General features: G+C 69.0%; 12 protein-coding genes. 6 read left to right on the top strand and 6 right to left on the bottom strand.

Going from position 1 to position 17,011, the window contains the following annotated elements; genetic code table 11:
• Window positions 1-23 precede the first annotated feature (23 nt).
• Window positions 24-581: a nucleotide exchange factor GrpE gene (gene grpE / locus ACX12D_RS06310; RefSeq protein WP_043344862.1), complete on the bottom strand. Its 558-nt coding sequence runs from the start codon at window positions 579-581 to the stop codon at window positions 24-26.
• A gap of 274 nt (window positions 582-855) precedes the next feature.
• Between grpE and ACX12D_RS06305 the strand changes: the two genes are divergently transcribed.
• On the top strand, window positions 856-1,011 hold the full coding sequence (locus ACX12D_RS06305) for a hypothetical protein (RefSeq protein ID WP_006160162.1): 156 nt from the start codon (window positions 856-858) through the stop codon (window positions 1,009-1,011).
• 41 nt (window positions 1,012-1,052) lie between these two features.
• On the opposite strand, the gene ACX12D_RS06300 is transcribed toward ACX12D_RS06305, so the two are convergent.
• The 3 genes from ACX12D_RS06300 to hrcA all read right to left on the bottom strand — a co-directional run bounded on the left by ACX12D_RS06300 (window position 1,053) and on the right by hrcA (window position 3,747).
• Window positions 1,053-1,448 (bottom strand): RNA-binding S4 domain-containing protein, encoded by a 396-nt coding sequence (locus tag ACX12D_RS06300; RefSeq protein WP_441633602.1) that lies wholly within the window; start codon window positions 1,446-1,448, stop codon window positions 1,053-1,055.
• 33 nt (window positions 1,449-1,481) lie between these two features.
• Complete coding sequence (gene hemH / locus ACX12D_RS06295; protein WP_459373318.1) at window positions 1,482-2,597, bottom strand: ferrochelatase; 1,116 nt, start codon at window positions 2,595-2,597, stop codon at window positions 1,482-1,484.
• A gap of 112 nt (window positions 2,598-2,709) precedes the next feature.
• A complete protein-coding gene (hrcA, locus tag ACX12D_RS06290) occupies window positions 2,710-3,747 on the bottom strand; it encodes a heat-inducible transcriptional repressor HrcA (protein WP_441633598.1) in 1,038 nt (345 codons plus the stop codon).
• 114 nt (window positions 3,748-3,861) lie between these two features.
• Between hrcA and ACX12D_RS06285 the strand changes: the two genes are divergently transcribed.
• The 4 genes from ACX12D_RS06285 (at window position 3,862) to ACX12D_RS06270 (ending at window position 8,878) form a co-directional block, all read left to right on the top strand.
• Complete coding sequence (locus ACX12D_RS06285) at window positions 3,862-4,779, top strand: NAD kinase (RefSeq protein ID WP_174422855.1); 918 nt, start codon at window positions 3,862-3,864, stop codon at window positions 4,777-4,779.
• Between the two features lie 72 nt (window positions 4,780-4,851).
• A complete protein-coding gene (gene recN / locus ACX12D_RS06280; RefSeq protein ID WP_459373317.1) occupies window positions 4,852-6,576 on the top strand; it encodes a DNA repair protein RecN in 1,725 nt (574 codons plus the stop codon).
• Between the two features lie 40 nt (window positions 6,577-6,616).
• A complete protein-coding gene (locus ACX12D_RS06275; protein WP_459373316.1) occupies window positions 6,617-7,054 on the top strand; it encodes a hypothetical protein in 438 nt (145 codons plus the stop codon).
• 141 nt (window positions 7,055-7,195) lie between these two features.
• Complete coding sequence (locus tag ACX12D_RS06270; RefSeq protein WP_459373314.1) at window positions 7,196-8,878, top strand: S8 family peptidase; 1,683 nt, start codon at window positions 7,196-7,198, stop codon at window positions 8,876-8,878.
• 71 nt (window positions 8,879-8,949) lie between these two features.
• Here ACX12D_RS06270 and rrtA read toward each other — a convergent pair whose 3' ends face one another.
• Both rrtA and glnE read right to left on the bottom strand, forming a co-directional pair.
• Window positions 8,950-9,585 (bottom strand): rhombosortase, encoded by a 636-nt coding sequence (gene rrtA / locus ACX12D_RS06265; protein ID WP_459373313.1) that lies wholly within the window; start codon window positions 9,583-9,585, stop codon window positions 8,950-8,952.
• A complete protein-coding gene (gene glnE, locus ACX12D_RS06260) occupies window positions 9,582-12,422 on the bottom strand; it encodes a bifunctional [glutamate--ammonia ligase]-adenylyl-L-tyrosine phosphorylase/[glutamate--ammonia-ligase] adenylyltransferase (protein ID WP_459373951.1) in 2,841 nt (946 codons plus the stop codon). Before glnE ends, rrtA begins: the two co-directional genes overlap by 4 nt.
• A gap of 229 nt (window positions 12,423-12,651) precedes the next feature.
• Between glnE and ACX12D_RS06255 the strand changes: the two genes are divergently transcribed.
• The gene (locus ACX12D_RS06255) at window positions 12,652-16,980 is read left to right on the top strand and encodes a YhdP family protein (RefSeq protein ID WP_459373312.1); all 4,329 of its coding nucleotides are present in this window, start codon (window positions 12,652-12,654) and stop codon (window positions 16,978-16,980) included.
• The last annotated feature ends 31 nt before the right edge of the window (window positions 16,981-17,011 follow it).

The following is a 17,011-nucleotide window of genomic DNA, read 5'->3' as shown; positions in this document are numbered from 1 at the left end:
GGCGGACCGCAAAGAGGTGGCGCTTACTTGGGCGCGGACACCGTGACCAGCGCCGGGCGCAGCACGCGATCGGCGATCGTGTAGCCGCGCTGCAGCACCGTGACCACGGTGTTCGGCTCCTGCGGCGCCGGCACCATCGAAATGGCCTGGTGGCGGTGCGGGTCGAACTTCTCGCCAACCGGGTTCAGCTCGACGATCTTGCCCTTCTCGAAGGCGCTGACGAGCTGGCGGGCGGTCAGTTCGACCCCTTCGCGCAGCTTGGCGATATCGCCCGACCCGTCGGCCAGCGCCGCCTGCAGGCTGTCCATCACGGGCAGCAGGTAGTCGGCAAAGGTCTCGATAGCGAATTTATGGGCCTTGGCAACGTCTTCCTGGGCGCGGCGGCGGATGTTCTCGCCTTCCGCGGTAGCCCGCAGGAACATGTCGTAGTTTTCCTTGGCCTTGGCTTCAAGCGCGGCCAACTGGGCCGCCACGTCCACGGTGGCGGCGTTATCGGCCTGGCCGGCCGGGGCGGTGTTCAGCTCCTCGCTGGCTGGCGTGAGCGGCGGCGTGGTGGATGGCGTCTGCTTCTGTTCTTCCATGTCGATCCGTATCAAACAAAGGCGCGGCCTGTCTAGCGCAGGCCGCCGGGTGGTCAATCGGCAAATGTAGCCTGCAGTTGGTGGCAGGCCCCCGGATTTTCAAGTGCGCACCGCGACGGTGCAGTGAAATACAAGGTTACAAAGAGGGGTCTACGGAAATAGGGGTCATATTGCTTTGCTGCAGCGCACCCCCTAAGATGAAACCGTATAAAAATGACAAAAATAACGGGGTCGAAGATGCAATTCAAGTGGGGCCACTCTCGAAAGGTTAGCCATGCATAAGCTGCCTGTTCTGACGGTCTTCCTTCTCGCCGCATTATCGGTGATGACAGTCTTCATCTGCCTCTCCGGCGCCTTCACGCCGCGAGACACCGAATACGGCAGTGGCAAGGCGGTGTTCAAACACTACATCATTCCCTACGTTCGCTGACCCGGCCGGGTGAGTCCGTACAGCCTGAATCGCTGTCCGCCTCACCCCCTGACGCCGTCGATCTGGCGGCGATCGCGCTTGGTCGGGCGCCCCTGCAGCTTCGATGCAGGCTCCACGTTAAGCCGCCGATTCTCGGCATCCTGCCGCCGGCGCGCCTCGCTGGCCTCGGTTTCCGCATAAAGCGTCTGGGCTACCGCGGCCGGGCCGCGTACCGCTGCAATGCCTTTTACGACCACTTCCCAGCGCTGCTGATGCGCCTCGAGGACGACGGTGTCGCCCGGCTTGACCTCGCGCGAATTCTTGCATGCCTGGCCGTTGACCTGCACCTTGCCACGGTCCACCGCCTCGGCAGCCAGCGAGCGAGTCTTGAAGAAGCGCGCGCACCACAGCCATTTGTCGATGCGCAGGCGGGCATCGGCCTCGAAAGATACACTCATGTCGTCACCTCCATCCGTTGGGCAGCGCCACGCTCATGCCGCGGCGCCACGCGTCTGCGCGTGCGTGCGGCGGGCCTCCAGCTCATGCGGATACGGCAGCCGCAGCGGCCAGCCCTGCAAGTGCTGCAAGCCAATCTCCGCCAGCCCGGCAATCCAGCTTTCCGAATCGTTGAGGCAGGGAATGTAGTGGAACACCTTGCCGCCTGCCACATGGAACTCGGAGCGCCCTTCCATGGCGATCTCTTCCAGCGTCTCCAGGCAATCGGCCGGAAAGCCCGGGCAAAACACGTCTACCCGGCCGGTGCCGACCTTGCCGAGTTCCTGCAGGGTGGGCGCGGTATAGGGCTGCAGCCACTCCGCCTTGCCAAAGCGTGACTGAAAGGTGACCTGGTACTGCCCGGGCTGCAGGCCCAGCGCCTCGCCCAGCAGGCGCCCGGTCTTGAGGCACTCGCAATGGTAGGGGTCGCCGAGCTCCAGCGTGCGGCGCGGCACGCCGTGAAACGACAGGATCAGCTTGTCGCCCCGCGCGAAATCCGGCGTGCCATGCTGCGCCCAGTATGCCCCCACCTGCTGGTGCAAGGCGGCAAGATAGGCCGGATGGTCGTGGAAATGCTTGACCAGCCGCAGCTCCGGCTGGTTTCGCCACTGCTTGAGTACCCGGAACACCTCGTCGAAGCCCGTCGCCGTGGTGGTGCCGGAGTACTGTGGATATAGCGGCAGCAGCAGGATGCGCTCGGTCCCCTGGCGGCGCAGCGCTTCCAGCACCGAGCCGATCGACGGATTGCCGTACCGCATGGCGCACGCCACTGTCACCTCATGGCCTTGCTGGTTCAGCAGCAGTTGCAAGGCGTGAGCCTGGCGCTCGGTGTGCACCAGCAGCGGGGAACCCGTCATATGCGCCTCCCGCAGCCAGATCGACTCGTACTTCATCGCCGAAGCGCGCGAGCGCAGCGGCACGATGATGCCGTACAGCAGCGGCAGCCACGCCGCGCGTGGGATCTCCACGACGCGCGGGTCGGACAGGAACTGCTTGAGGTAGCTGCCGACCGCCTTCGGCGTTGGCGCATCCGGGGTGCCGAGGTTGATCAGCAGGATGGCCGTGCGCGGCGCCTGGCCATGCTGGTAGGCCGGTTCAGGGGTAAACGTCATGTAATTTCCGGTGTGGCGGGGCGGCGCGGGCACAGGGCGCGCGGCCGCCAGGTCTCGCCGAGCTTACAGGATGCGGGGAACAGGCAGTTTGTAAGACAGGGCCGAGCCAACACTAGTTCTGGCTGAGCGCGCTGGACAACAGGCGCGCGGTGATGTCGACGATCGGGATCACCCGTTCGTAGGCCATGCGGGTCGGCCCGATCACCCCGAGCGTGCCGACGATCTGGCCGTCGACTTCATAGGGCGCGGTGATGACCGCCATGTCTTCGAGCGGCACCAGCTTGCTCTCGCCGCCGATGAAGATCTGCACGCCCTGGGCGTGGCTGGAGACATCGAGCAGCTTGAGCAGGCCGGTCTTGTGCTCGAACACGTCGAACAGGCGGCGCAGCTTTTCCATGCTGGAAGACAGGTCTTCCACCTCCAGCAGCTTGCGCTCGCCCGAGATGAAGACATGGTCGTCTTCCCCCTCGGCCATGGCATTGCTCCCCGCCTCCACCGCGGCCTGCATCAGCTGCGACATATCCATGCGCAGCGCCCGCAGCTCGCCGCGCAGGTGGTCGCGCACATTGTCGAAGCTCATGCCGGCAAAGTGCGAGTTGATGAAATTGGCGGCTTCGACCAGTTGCGACGGGGAATACGGCAGCTCGGTCTGGATGATGCGGTTCTGCACGTCGCCCTCTGGGGTGACGATGATCAGCAGGATGCGCTTGTCCGAAAGCCGCATGAATTCGACCTGGCGGAACGCCTGGGCGCGCCTGGGGGTCATCACCACGCCAGCGAACTGCGACAGGTTGGACAAGGTGTGCGCCGCCGACGTGATCATCCGCTGCGGCCCGAGCTGCTGACCCTCCAGCTGGCCCCGGATCTTGCCGGTCAGCTCGGCCAGGTTGAGCGCGCCATCCAGCGGCTGGGCGGTCAGCATGGTGTCCACGAACAGCCGGTAGCCGCGCGGCGTGGGGATGCGCCCGGCCGAGGTATGCGGGCTGGCAATGAACCCCATTTCCTCCAGGTCGGACATCACATTGCGGATGGTGGCCGGAGACAGGTCGAGCCCCGAGTACTTCGACAAGGTCCGTGAGCCCACGGGCTGCCCCTCGGCGATGTAGCGCTCGATGAGGGTTTTGAGAAGCGTTTTCGCACGTTCATCCATGATGAACCTGATTTTACGCAAGTTTTCACCATTCGGGCGGCTCATCGGCGATCCGGCCCGGCGCCAAGCGCCCTCCTGCTGACAATGGTCACGGCGGTATGGTCTAATCCCGGCATGTCTTCGCTCCCCAAGCCCGGCGCCGCGCGCGCCCCATTTCGCACCGTCGCCCTGATCGGCAGGTACGCCACAGCCGGCATCGAGGGCCCGCTGGAAGAGCTGGCCGCCTGTATCCTCAGGAACGGCCAGGATGTGGTGTTCGAGCGAGACACGGCCCTGGCCACCGGACTGACCGACTATCCGGCGCTGGCGCCCGACGAGATCGGCAAGCATGCCGATGTGGCGGTGGTGCTCGGCGGCGACGGCACCCTGCTGGGCCTGGCGCGCCAGCTGGCCGGCTACCCGGTGCCGCTGATCGGGGTGAACCACGGGCGCCTTGGCTTCATGACCGACATCCCCTTGCAGGACGTGCACTCGGTGCTGCCCGACATGCTGGCGGGCCGCTACGAGTCCGAGACCCGCATGCTGCTGGAGTCCCAGGTGGTGCGCGACGATGGCGTGATCTTCTCCGCGCTGGCCTTCAACGACGTCGTGGTCAACCGTTCCGGCATTTCCGGCATGGTCGAGCTGGCGGTGTCGGTGGACGGCCACTTCATGTACAACCAGCGCTCCGATGGCCTGATCGTCTCCACGCCGACCGGCTCGACCGCCTATGCGCTGTCGGCGGGCGGCCCGATCCTGCACCCGACCCTGTCGGGCCTGGTGCTGGTGCCGATTGCCCCGCATGCGCTGTCCAACCGCCCGATCGTACTGCCGCACGACGCCGAGGTGTCGATCGAGGTCGCCACGGCGCGTGACGCCAGCGTGAACTTCGACATGCAGTCGCTGACCTCGCTCTTGCCCGGCGACCGCATCGTGGTGCGGCGCTCGGCCAAGACCGTCAACCTGCTGCACCCGATCGGCTACAACTATTACGCCACGCTGCGCAAGAAGCTGCACTGGCACGAGTACCCGAGCGAAGACAACCGGCTCTGATCCGCCCCGGCCCGCACCGATCCGGCCCAGATCCGTCCCCTGACATCACCCAGCCCCGACCCGTCGACCACGATGCTGCGCAGCCTGTCCATCCGCGATTTCGTCATTGTCGATACCCTCGACCTCGACTTCTCCCCGGGCTTCACCGTCTTCACCGGCGAGACCGGTGCCGGCAAGTCGATCCTGATCGATGCGCTGGCCCTGGTGCTGGGTGAGCGCGCCGACGCCGGCGTGGTCCGCGAAGGCGCCGCCCGGGCCAGCATCAGCGCCACCTTTTCCACCCCGGCCGGGCTCGACGCCTGGCTGGCCGAACACGATCTCACCGGCGACGAAGGCACGGTGCTGCTGCGCCGCACGGTCGACGCCAGCGGGCGCGGCAAGGCCTTTATCAATGGCGCCGCCGCCACGCTGGGCCAGCTGCGCGGCATCGGCGACCGCCTGGTCGATATCCACGGCCAGCATGCCCATCAGCTGCTGCTGCGCCCGGACGCCCAGCGCCTGCTGCTCGATGCCCATGCCGGGCTCACCGCGCAAGCCGGCGCGGTGGCCGAAGCCTGGCGCTCGTGGCGTGCGTGCGTGCGCCAGCGCGAAAACGTCGAGCACCGCTCGCGTGAGATGCAGCTGGAACGCGAGCGGCTCGAATGGCAGGTCGGCGAGCTCGAGAAGCTGGCGCCGCAACCCGGCGAATGGGAAGACATCCAGGCCGAGTACAACCGGCTGTCGCACGCCGCCGGGCTGATCGAGGGCAGCCGCGCCGCGCTCGAGGCGCTGTCCGAGGCCGATGGCTCGGTGCTGTCCGGGCTTAACAGCGTGGTGCAGCGCCTGCGGCAGATGGCCGACGTCGACCCCGCGCTGGGCGACGTGCTGGCGGCGCTGGACCCGGCGCTGGTCCAGGTCGAGGAGGCCGCGCACTCGCTCAACCGCTATGTCGACCGGATCGACCTGGACCCCGAACGCTTGCAGGTGGTGGAGGCGCGCATGCAGGCGCTGCACACCACCGCGCGCAAGTACCGGATGCCGCCCGAGCAGTTGCCGGACGAACTGATGGCGCGCCGCCAGCAACTGGACGATCTCCAGTCCGCCCAAGACCTGAACAAGGCGATGGCGCGCGAGGCCGCAGCCCGCGCCGCCTACCTCACCATCGCCCAGCACCTCGGCGCCGCACGCAAGGTGGCGGCCGAAAGCCTGTCGGCCGCCGTGACGGATGCCATGCAGGGCCTGTCCATGGCGGGCGGCAGTTTCGCGGTGGCGCTGCACCCGCTCGACGAAGGGCAGAGCCACGGCCTGGAACAGGTCGAATTCCTGGTGGCAGGCCATGCCGGCGTCAGCGCGCGCCCCCTGGCCAAAGTGGCGTCGGGCGGCGAGCTGGCCCGGATCAGCCTGGCCATTTCCGTCATTACCAGCGAAGCCGCGCCCACCCCCACCCTGATCTTCGACGAAGTCGACACCGGCATCGGCGGCGCGGTGGCCGAGGTAGTGGGCCGCCGCCTGCAGGAACTCGGCCGCGCCCGCCAGGTGTTGTGCGTGACCCACCTGCCGCAGGTGGCCGCCCAGGCCGGCGCCCACCTGCTGGTCAGCAAGGAGACCAGCCAGCGCGACGGCACAGGCTCGGTCACCCGCTCGCGCATCCGTGCCCTCGACGCCGCCGGCCGCGTGGTCGAAACCGCACGCATGCTGGGCGGGACCACGGTGACGGCCACCACAGTGCAACATGCCGAGGAGATGCTCGCGCAAGGCCTGCGCGGCACCACCGGCACGGCCCGGGAGGCGCGCCGCTCGCGGCGCAGCGCAGGCTGATAGCCTGCGCCCTGGCCCGTAACCATTCAGGAGTTTCCCCATGTCACTCGGCAAACAGCCGCACTCCCGCTCACTGGCTCGCCCGCTGCGGATCACCGCCGCCTGCGGCCTGCTGGCCTTGCTGGCCCTGACCGCTTGCCAGGCGCAGCAGCGCCCGTCGGCGCCACCGCTCAACAGCATCAGCGCCGATCGCGCCGTCGGCGATATCATGGTGCGGTTCTCCGCGCCGCCGGTCACCGTGTCCGAAGACGCCGATCGCTTGCTGGCGTCGATTGCCGGGCCGATCCGCTTCGTCGTCAAGCGGCCCATGTCGGGCGGCGTGTGGCTGGTCACCGCGATCTCCGCGTCAGCCGATGCCACGATGGACCAGGCGCTTGCGACGCTGCGCGGCACCCCTCGCATCGAGCTGGCCGAACCTGACCGCGTGCTCAAGCCGAACCGCACCCAACCCGTCGGCCGCGACATGCCGGCGAACTGAATCCCGCGCGGCCCGATTCCTGTCGTCGGAATGCATGGCTTGCACGTTGAAGGCTAAAGTCGAAGGCTGAAGGTTGAAAGCTGAAGGTTGAATGCTGTAACCGCGGTCAGTCCGAAGCGGGCTCAACGGGAGAACGTAGACATGCAGGAACAGCGTCAATTCCAATCTGGCGAATCGCGGCGCGTGGCGCCCCATGCCGCCCTGCTGCTGGCACTGGGCACCGCCCTCTGGCTGGGTGTGCCGGCCGCAGCCGGCGCGGCCCCCGACCCCGCCGCGCGCCCCGCACCGCATTACACCGGCAACTTCATCGTGCGCTGGCGTGACGGCAGCACAAGCACAACCACCGGCGCGAACGTCACCAGCGCGAGCGACAGCGCTGCTGCCAGCGGCTTGTCCGAGCGCATGCTGAGCGTGCGCCAGAGCACCGGCGTGGCGCTTTCGGTCAAGCGCCAGATGGGCGGCAGCTTGCAACTGCTGAGCGTCTCCGGCAGCGATGCCGCCGACCCGGAAGGCACCGCCGCCCGGCTGCGCCAGGATCCGCGCATTGCGGAAGTGGTGCCGGACCGCTGGCTGCGGCTGCACGACACCGTGCCCAACGATCCCGAATTCGCGCTCAACCAGCCCTACCTCGGCACCCCTGCCCAAGTGGTGGGCGGCGTGAACCTGCCCCCCGCATGGGACCGCACGCGCGGCAGCAGCAGCCTGGTGATCGCCGTGCTCGATACCGGCTACCTGCCGCACCCCGATCTCGCCGGCCGCATTGTGCCCGGCTATGACTTCATTACCGATCCGTCCATCGCCAACGACGGCGGCGGCCGGGACGCGGATCCCACCGACGCCGGCGACGGCGTGCCGGCGGGCTTCATCTGCCCAGGCACCACCACGCCGACCACGACCGCAACCAACAATAGCTGGCACGGCACCCGCGTGGCAGGCACGCTTGGCGCGCTCACCAATAACGGGGTGAACATCGCCGGTGTGGACTGGAACGCCCGCATCCAGCCGGTGCGCGTCTCCGGCCGCTGCGGCGCGCTGCTCTCGGACACCGTGGATGGCATGCGCTGGGCTGGCGGCCTCTCCGTACCCAATGCGCCGGCCAACCCCACCCCGGCGCGCGTGATCAACGTGAGCCTGGGCGGCGGGACCTGCTCCAGCATCGAGCAGCAAGCCGTGACCGACCTCGCCGCGAATGGCGTGGTGGTGGTTGCCGCCACGGGCAACAGCGCCGGCGCGGTCGAGGCGCCTGCCGACTGCACCGGCGTGGTCGCCGTCACGGCACATGCCAATGACGGCGAGAACGCCAGCTATGCCAACGTGGGGCCGCAGGTTGCGCTGAGCGCGCCGGGCGGCGGCTGTGGCAACTCCAAGGTATCGGGGGGCAAATGCACGGTGGCGGAGTCGTTCATCCGGACCCTCTCCAATGACGGCACCACCTCGCTTGGCAACTACAACGTCATCAACTCGCAAGGCACCAGCTTTGCCGCGCCGCTGGTATCGGGCGTGGTGTCGCTGATGCTCGCCGCGAACCCGGCCCTCACGCCCGCCCAGGTGCTTGCCACCTTGAAGAGTTCGGCGCGGCCCCATCCGGCTGGCACCTATTGCACGGCCGCCGCCAATGCCGGCATCTGCGGCGCGGGCCTGCTCGATGCCAATGCCGCCGTGGCCGCCGGCACGCAGGTGGTCCAGCCGGCGCCCGCCGCGCCAGCCGCCTCGTCGGGTGGTGGTGGCGGCGCGATTTCCTGGCCGCTCGCGCTCGGGCTGGGCGCGCTTGGCTTGCTGCTGAACTGGGTCGGACGCCGCCGGCACCCGGCGCGGTCGCGCTGAAACCACGCTGAATTGGCGGCGACCACGGGGCACCGTCCGGCCTGCGCCGGCCGCGCCCCTTGCCAGCGCGCCTATGCCGGTGGCTCGCCCCGGCGGCGCAGCCACCATTCCTGCACCAGCCATAGCCCCAGGCCGGCCAGCGCGCCGGCCGCGTGCGAGATACGCACGACCCCGAACCCCCACTGCGCGTCGAACACCACGGGCGCGAGCCACGACTGCTCGAGCCAGGTCTTGACCAACACGCCAAGGCAGAGCGCCACGCCGAGCACGCGCGACACGCCGCTGCCATAGAGCAGCCTCAGCCCGCCCCACAGGGCCAGCCCGTGCAGCGCGCCGGACAACCCGCCGTACCAGCCCACCGACGGCACCCGGCATAACGCCAGCTGCACCGCGACGCCGCAGGCGAGCAGGACCGCCAGCATCGCGCCGGCGCGCGCCTCGCGGCCAATCAGCAGGAACAGGCCCGCTGCGGCCAGCAGGTCCGCCAGCCAATGCTGCCAGCCAAGGTGGACCCACATTGCCGTCAGCAGCCGCCACCACTGGCCCGCCACGCCGCGGCCCATGACCGCATCGCGCAGATAGAGCCCGTGCGCATGCAGCCACGGAATAAAGGTAAAAGCGGCACCCAGGGCGGCCGTGAGCGCCAATACGGCCAGCACGCCCGGCCATCCCGGCTGGCGCGCCGCGCCAGCCGCCTGCGCGTTCATTTGCCGCCGCCGGCAACCGGCTCGCCGAACACCGCTTGCCAGAGGGTGCGCACGTGTTCCGCCTGCGGCGCCACCGCGGCCGGCGCTACCCGTGCGTGGACCTGCCCGTCCAGGCGCAGCTGGTGCTGGCGGGCACGGAACAGGCGATAGGCGTCGCCCACTTCGCGCGCCAGCGTGGCATCGATCAGGCCGATTTCGCCGGCCGTGCGCAGCAGCGCGATATTGCCGGCATTGCGCGTGAGCGCGGGATGATCGTGGCTGTGCAGCAGCACGAGGTATTGCACCGTGAACTCGATGTCGACCATGCCGCCGCGATCATGCTTGAGGTCGAACAATCCGCTTGGGTTGGGATGCCCGTCGGCCACCTTGTGGCGCATGGCGACGATCTCGCCGCGCAGCGTGGCGGCGTCGCGCGGCTCGCGCAGGATCTCGTCGCGCAGGCTTTCGAAATGCGCGCCGATCTCGGGGTCGCCCGCGCAAAAACGCGCGCGGGTAAGGGCCTGGTGCTCCCACACCCACGCGGTGTTGTCGCCCTCGCGCTGCTGGTAGCGGCGAAAGCCCTCGAAGCTGGTCACCAGCAGCCCGGCCTCGCCGTTGGGGCGCAGGCGCGTGTCGACATCGAACAGCGTGCCGGCGGCGGTATGGCTGGTCAGCCAGGTGATCAGGCGGCGCGCGTAGGCGGCATAGACGTCAGGTGCGCGCTCGTGCTCGTCCTCGTAGAGGAAGATGATGTCGAGGTCGGAGGCATAGCCCAGCTCCTTGCCGCCCAGCTTGCCGTAGGCAATCACCGCAAAACGCGGCTGCTCGGCATGCCGGGTCGCCAGTTGGCGCCAGACGGCCTGCAGGGTCACCTCGAGCATGGCATCGGCCAGGTCCGACAGCCGGTCGGCGATCTGCTCGACGCTCAGCATGCCTTGCAGGTCCTGCAACAGGATGCGGAAGGTCTCGGCGTGGTGCTCGCGGCGCAGGATGTCCATCTGCGCTTCGATCTGCCCGTCGGCCGCGTCGAGGCGCGCGGCCAGGCGGCTGCGAAAACCCGTCCAGTCAGGCGCGCCCGCCAGGGCATCGCTGTCGAGCAGTTCGTCAAGCAGTTGCGGGTGGCGGGTCAGGTAGGCGGCGGCCCAGCTCGATGCGTGCAGCGTGTCGGCCACGCGCGCCATCGCCTGCGGGTACTCGGAAAGCAGCGACAGATATGACGCGCGGCGGCTGATGGCATCCAGGAAATCGACAAAGCGGGCGATGGTGCGGTCGGCATCTTCCTGGCGCGAGGCCAGGTCAAGCGCGCGGTTGACCAGCAGGTCAAAGCGCACGCGGCTGGGCTCGGACAACGCGCGGTAGCGCAGCGAGGCGCCGATGGCGCGCAAGCGGTCGAGCAGCCCGGTGCAATCGCCGAAGCCGGCTGAGGCCAGGCGCTCGCACGGCGGTTCATCCTGTTCTTCCTGGATCAACGCCGGCCACAACGCCTCGCACGGTGCGTGCGCTTCATCGGGGTCCGAGAAGGTGGCCTCGAACTGCTGCGCCACCGGATCCTGCAGCGACGCCAGCCGCTCGAGCAAGGCCGGCCAGTCGGCGCAGCCCATCATCTTCGCCACCGCCAGCTGCTCCTCTTCCGAGGTTGGCAGGTGGTGCGTCTGGGCATCGTCGCGATACTGCAGGCGGTGCTCGAGCTGGCGCAGGAAGCGGTAGGCATGCGCCAGTTGCTCGGCCTGGCCCGCTGGCAATAGCCCATGCTCCACCGCCACCGTCAACACCTCCAGGGTGGGCCGGATGCGCAGTGCCGGGTCCTGGCCGCCGCGGATCAGCTGGAAGACCTGGGCCATGAACTCGATCTCGCGAATGCCGCCGCGGCCGAGCTTGATATTGAAGGCACGCTGGTTGACGCGCTGGCCGCCGCCTGGCGCCGCCAGCCCGCCGCTGCGCTTGGCCGCCTCGGCGCGGATCTGCGCATGCAGCGAGCGGATCGCCGCAATCACGCCGTAGTCGAGGTAGCGGCGGAAGACGAAGGGCGTGGTCAGGCTGGCCAGTTGCGCGGCGGTACGCTGCGCATGCGGGGTATCCAGCGCCGACACCACCCTGCCCTTGATCCAGGCGTAGCGCTCCCACTCGCGGCCCTGCACCATCAGGTATTGCTCCAGCATGCCGAAGCTGCAGGCCAGCGGTCCGGCGTCGCCGTTGGGGCGCAGGCGCATGTCGACGCGGAACACGTAGCCATCTCCGGTCACGTCGGCCAGCAGGTTGATCAGGCGCCGTCCCAGGCGGATGAAATATTCGTGATTGGACAGGCTGCGTTGCCCGCCACGCGTGTCGCCGTCTTCGTCGTACAGGAAGATCAGGTCGATATCGGACGACACATTGAGCTCGCGGCCACCCAGCTTGCCCATGCCGACCACCACCAGCTCCTGGACTTCCCCGCTGCCCTCCCCGACTGGACGGCCGTAGGTCGGGGCGAGGTCCGCTTCGAGCATGGCCAGGCCGTACTGGATGCCGAGCTCGGCCAGGTCCGTCATCGCGCCGGTGACTTCGCCCAGCGTCGACTGCCCGCGCAGATCGCGCTCGATCACCACGCACATCACTTCCGCGCGCAAGCGGCGCAGCGCGCGCTTGACGGCGTCGTCCACATCGGCCGACGGCTCATGCAGGACCTTGAGCCGTGCCTCCATCCAGGCGCGCGTGAGTGGCTGGTCGCGCGCGAGCGCGACGATTTCGGCCAGCTCGGGACGGGCCTGCACCATGCGGCGGGTGTAATGGGAATAGGCGGGCGAGTACAATGCCATGCCGGCGCATTCGACCGGCACGAGTTCCACGGCGGCTACCACCGCGAACGGGCCGGTGGCCATGTCGGCCACAGCCTGCCTGGCAGCGCTGGAAGTGTTGCCGGGCGCATGTTCGCTGGCAGCGCCATCGGTTGCAGCGGTAGCGGGCGCGGCTGCGGAACTCGTCGGATCAGTGGAAGTCATTCCTGTTACTTGGTAGCGCGTGAGCCGGCCCCGGGGCCGGCGCGCGCGTTATGCACGGCCGGTCAGGCACCGAATTGGAGAGCGCCTAGTATTGTCGGATAATCTGCGCATGTCCAGCCGCGCCACCCCACCTGCCGATCCCTCCGCCGCCACCGCCGGCGGCACGCCGGCACTCGAAGGGGCCGCCGGTGCAGGCTCCCCCCCATCGCAGCAAGGCAACCCGCGCGCGCTTGCGTTTGCGCGCGCTTGCGGCCGCGCCCTGCTCGCAGGCTTGCGCCATCCCGTCTGGCGCGGCCTGGGACGCGTGCTGGTGCGCCTGGCCCTGGCGCTGGTGCTGCTGGCGCTGCTCGCCGGGCTCCTGATCCGCTTCGTGCTCTGGCCGCAGGCCTCGGCCGCCCGCACCTGGCTCGAGCAGCGCGGCTCGGTGGCGCTCGCGGCCCATTTGAGCATCGGCCAGCTGGATACCTACTGGGATGGCTGGCACCCCGCTTTCCATGCCCGCGACGTCAAGGCCGTCGATGCCGAGCAGCGCGTGCTGCTGGCGGCGGGCGAGCTTGACGGCAAGCTGTCATGGCGCTCCCTGTTCAGCATGGACGTGCTGTTCCAGCGGATCTCCGCCAGCCGGACCGACCTGCTGATCCGCCGCTCCGCCGACGGCAAGCTCAAGGTGGCCGGCATGGCCGTGGACACCACCGGCGCCCAGCCGCAGGACAACCGGCTGTTCGACTGGCTGCTGGCCCAGGGCAAGGTCGAGCTCACTGACGGCAAGCTGCGCTGGCTCGACGACAAGAACAAGCTGCCGCAACTGGATGTGGGCGATATCCAGCTCAGCGTGCAGCGCCACGGCTCGCGCCACACGTTCAAGCTCGAAGCGCAATCGGCCACGCTTGCACCACGCCCGCTCGTGGTGCAGGCGGATTTCCGTCATGAGTACCTGCATCGCACCGGCGACTGGCACAACTGGTACGGGCAGGCCAGCTGGGACCTTGGCCGGCTGGAGCTGCCGGTGCTGCAACGCTATCTCGCGGTCTTCGACCGGGTCACGCGCGGCACCTTCAGCACCGACGGCACCATCGAATTTCGCGGTGGCCAGATCACCCGCAGCCAGGCCCGGCTGCGCGCCAGCAGCGTGGACCTGAAGCTCTCCGGCGCGCCCGAAGCGCTCAAGCTCGCCAGTGCCCAGGCCTTTGTCCTGCACCGCGCCGGGCGCGACCGCGACAACATCCTCACGATCGACACCCTGCTGTGGCAGCCAGAGCCCGCGGAAGGGCCGGCCGTGCCGCCGGCACAGCAAGCGCAGGCGGCCTCCGCAGCCGCGGCCTCCCCCGGCGGCGCCAGCGGGGCTGCCGGTCTGGCCAGCGGCGAAGGCGCCTGGCGCGAAGGCATGCGCAAGGTAGTGGTCGGCTGGGCCACCGACAGCAAGGGCGCCTTGCGCAAGTTCACGCTCAAGGCACCCACCTTCGACCTGAATACCGTGCGCGCGCTGGCCACCTCGCTGCCGCTCGACACCGCTTTGTCGCGCCAGCTGCGCGCGCTCCAGCCCTCCGGCCATGTCGACAACCTGGACGTGAACTGGACCCGGGATCGCCAGGGCATGCTGAGCCGCCGCGATGGCCAGCGCCACTTCAATGTGCAGGGCACGCTGCGCAGCGTCTCGGTGCTTGGCCAGCCCGCCAACCCGCCCGTCGGCGCGAACGGCAAGCCCCATCTGGGCGTGCCGGGCTTTTCGCGGATCTCCGGCAGCTTCAGTTTCGACGAACGCCAGGGCAGCGCCCGTTTTGAAGGCAACAACGCCGCGCTGATGCTGCCGGGCATGTTCGAGGATCCGCGCCTGTCGTTCGACCAGATCAACGGCGAGGTGCGCTGGACCAGCGACAACGGCAAGCTGGCGGTGCGCACCGACGGCGTGCAATTCGCCAACGCGGATACTGCCGGCAGCGTACGAGGCACATGGCACGCCGGTGGCGACGGGCACGGCGGCATTGCCGACCTGACCGGCGAACTGACCCGCGCCCAGGTCAGCCGCGTGCCGCGCTACCTGCCCATGGGCATACCCGCCTCCACGCGCCAGTACCTGGCTGGCGCCCTGGTCGGCGGCGAAGCCAGCGACGTCAAGTTCCTGGTCAAGGGCGACCTGGAGCACTTCCCCTTCCACAGCCCGTACGAGGGCGCCGGCGACTTCCGGGTCGAGGTGCCAATCCGGCATGTCAGCTACCAGATCGCGCCCCATGTGAGCGCGCCGGCGGGCAGCGCCGCCAGCGCCAGCAATGGCGGCAAGGCCTGGCCTGACTTCACCGACATCAGCGGCCACTTGCTGTTCGAGCGCGGCGGCCTGTCGTTCGTCGCGCAGCGCGCCAGCGTGCAAGGCGCCACCGGCGTCACGCTGCAGGACGTCAATGGCCGCATCGCCGACCTCGGCGAGCATGGCCGCCTGGTGCTGGACGGGAGCGCCAGCGGGTCGATGGCAGGCTTCCTGCGCTTCGTCGCCGCCAGCCCGGTGCGCGACTGGACCGGCCAGGTGCTGACGGATATGCGTGCCCAGGGCAACGGCGAGCTTCGGCTCAAGCTTGACCTGCCCCTCACCGACGCGCAGGCAACCAAGGTCGACGGCCAGTTCCGGCTGCCCGGCAACGAGGTGGTGCTGATACCGCAATTGCCAGTGCTGGCCGGCACCACCGGCGTGGTCGCCTTCAACGAGCACGGCTTCCAGCTCAACGACCTGCGCGCCCGCTTCCTGGGCGGCGAGATTCGCGCCGGCGGGGGCAGCCAGCCCGACGGCACGATCCGGGTCAATGCCGGTGGCAACCTTACCGCCCAGGGCATCCGCGAGGCGTTTGGCGTCTCGTCCGCGGCCGGGCTGGTACAGAAACTGGAAGGCAGCACCGCCTACAGCGCTGTGATCAGCGTGCGCGATCACCAGCCCCAGATCACGGTCGCATCGGAGCTGGCCGGGCTGGCGGTGAACCTGCCCGCGCCTATTGCCAAGAGCGCGGCGCAGGCCGTGCCATCGCGCTTTGAGCTGCGCCCGGCCGCCGCCCGTGCCGGCAGCGAGGAAATGCTGGCGCAGTATGGCAACGTGCTCAATGCGCGCTACCTGCTGCGCCGCAATGGCGACGCCGTGGAAGTGCAGGCTGGCGGGATCGGCATCGAGCAGCCCGCGCCGCAGCCCGCCAGCGGCGTCACCGCGGCGCTTGCGGCCAGCCGCTTCGACCTGGATGCGTGGCGCGCGCTGCTGGCGGAAGCCGGCAATGCCAGTGCAGGCAATGCCGCGCCGGTGTCCGCCTACCTGCCCGAGCGCATTTCCGCGCGCACGCGCACGCTGCACGCCTTTGGCCGCGAGCTCGACGATGTCGTGCTCGAGGCCACCCGCGAAAGCGCTGGCTGGGACATGCAGATCGAGTCCCGCCAGGTGGCGGGGAACATGCGCTGGCGCAGCGATGCCGCCACGCCGGCGGGCGCGCTCACGCTGCGCCTGTCGCACCTGAACATCCCCGACACGGGCGACGCCGCCAACGCCGCCGATCCGCTCGCCGGCAACAGCGGCGACCTGCCCGCGCTGGACCTGGTGGCCGATCGGTTTGAGCTGCACGGCCGCGACTTCGGCAAGCTGGAGGTCAAGGCGCGCGCCAGCGAAAACGGCGGCGAGCCTGTGTGGACGCTGGACCGTCTGGTCATCGAGCAACCGGGCGCGACATTCACCGGCAGCGGCAGCTGGCGCTTGCCGCGCCGGGTGCGCGAAGGCGCTGCCGCCGAGCGCCGCACGCTGCTCGACTTCAAGCTCGACGTGCGCAATGGCGGCCAGGTGCTCGAACGCATGGGCCTGCCCCACATGCTGGCTGATGGCCACGGCACCTTCGAAGGCCGGATCGCATGGCGCGGCTCGCCGCTGTCGATCGACTACCCCACCTTGTCGGGCCGGATGAAGCTGCAGCTGGACAACGGCCAGATCCTCAGCGTGGACCCGGGCGCGGCCAAGCTGCTGGGCGTGCTTAGCCTGCAAGGCCTGATGCGGCTGGCCACCTTCGACTTCCGCGGCGTGGCGGGCCAGGGCATGGTGTTCGACGAGATCACCGGCACCGGCACGATCGAGAACGGCGTGGCCAGCACCAAGGACTTCGCGCTCAAGGGCGGGCAGCTGCGCGCCTCGATGACCGGCAGCGCGAACATCCCGCACGAAACGCAGGACCTGGACGTGACGGTAGTGCCGCGCATCAACGCCACCTCCGCCTCGGTGGCGGCGGCGTTCATCAATCCCGCGCTCGGCATCGGCACACTGGCGGCCCAGTTGCTGTTCGCCGACGAGTTCTCCAAGGCCTTCAGCCGCCGCTTCCGTATCAGCGGTGGCTGGGCGAACCCGCAGATCATCAAAGTGGGGGAGAATAAGTCCGACTCGCCGCCCGTGCAGAGTTTGTTCAATCGTGTCTACCCGGCGCCATAACCGTAGCGACTGGCCCTGCCGCCCGAGCCCC

It is taken from the genome of Cupriavidus sp. PET2-C1 (assembly GCF_054515855.1).
Note: the sequence above shows the minus strand (reverse complement) of the source record. Positions and strands in the feature narration are given on the sequence as shown.

What these genes read in the sequence shown, in the direction of transcription:
- grpE (WP_043344862.1), bottom strand. Translation starts at nt 581, where the DNA reads ATGGAAGAACAGAAGCAGACGCCATCCACCACGCCGCCGCTCACGCCA.
- glnE (WP_459373951.1), bottom strand. Translation starts at nt 12,422, where the DNA reads ATGGCCACCGGCCCGTTCGCGGTGGTAGCCGCCGTGGAACTCGTGCCG.
- ACX12D_RS06270 (WP_459373314.1), top strand. Translation starts at nt 7,196, where the DNA reads ATGCAGGAACAGCGTCAATTCCAATCTGGCGAATCGCGGCGCGTGGCG.
- recN (WP_459373317.1), top strand. Translation starts at nt 4,852, where the DNA reads ATGCTGCGCAGCCTGTCCATCCGCGATTTCGTCATTGTCGATACCCTC.
- ACX12D_RS06300 (WP_441633602.1), bottom strand. Translation starts at nt 1,448, where the DNA reads ATGAGTGTATCTTTCGAGGCCGATGCCCGCCTGCGCATCGACAAATGG.
- rrtA (WP_459373313.1), bottom strand. Translation starts at nt 9,585, where the DNA reads ATGAACGCGCAGGCGGCTGGCGCGGCGCGCCAGCCGGGATGGCCGGGC.
- ACX12D_RS06285 (WP_174422855.1), top strand. Translation starts at nt 3,862, where the DNA reads ATGTCTTCGCTCCCCAAGCCCGGCGCCGCGCGCGCCCCATTTCGCACC.
- ACX12D_RS06305 (WP_006160162.1), top strand. Translation starts at nt 856, where the DNA reads ATGCATAAGCTGCCTGTTCTGACGGTCTTCCTTCTCGCCGCATTATCG.
- ACX12D_RS06275 (WP_459373316.1), top strand. Translation starts at nt 6,617, where the DNA reads ATGTCACTCGGCAAACAGCCGCACTCCCGCTCACTGGCTCGCCCGCTG.
- hemH (WP_459373318.1), bottom strand. Translation starts at nt 2,597, where the DNA reads ATGACGTTTACCCCTGAACCGGCCTACCAGCATGGCCAGGCGCCGCGC.
- ACX12D_RS06255 (WP_459373312.1), top strand. Translation starts at nt 12,652, where the DNA reads ATGTCCAGCCGCGCCACCCCACCTGCCGATCCCTCCGCCGCCACCGCC.
- hrcA (WP_441633598.1), bottom strand. Translation starts at nt 3,747, where the DNA reads ATGGATGAACGTGCGAAAACGCTTCTCAAAACCCTCATCGAGCGCTAC.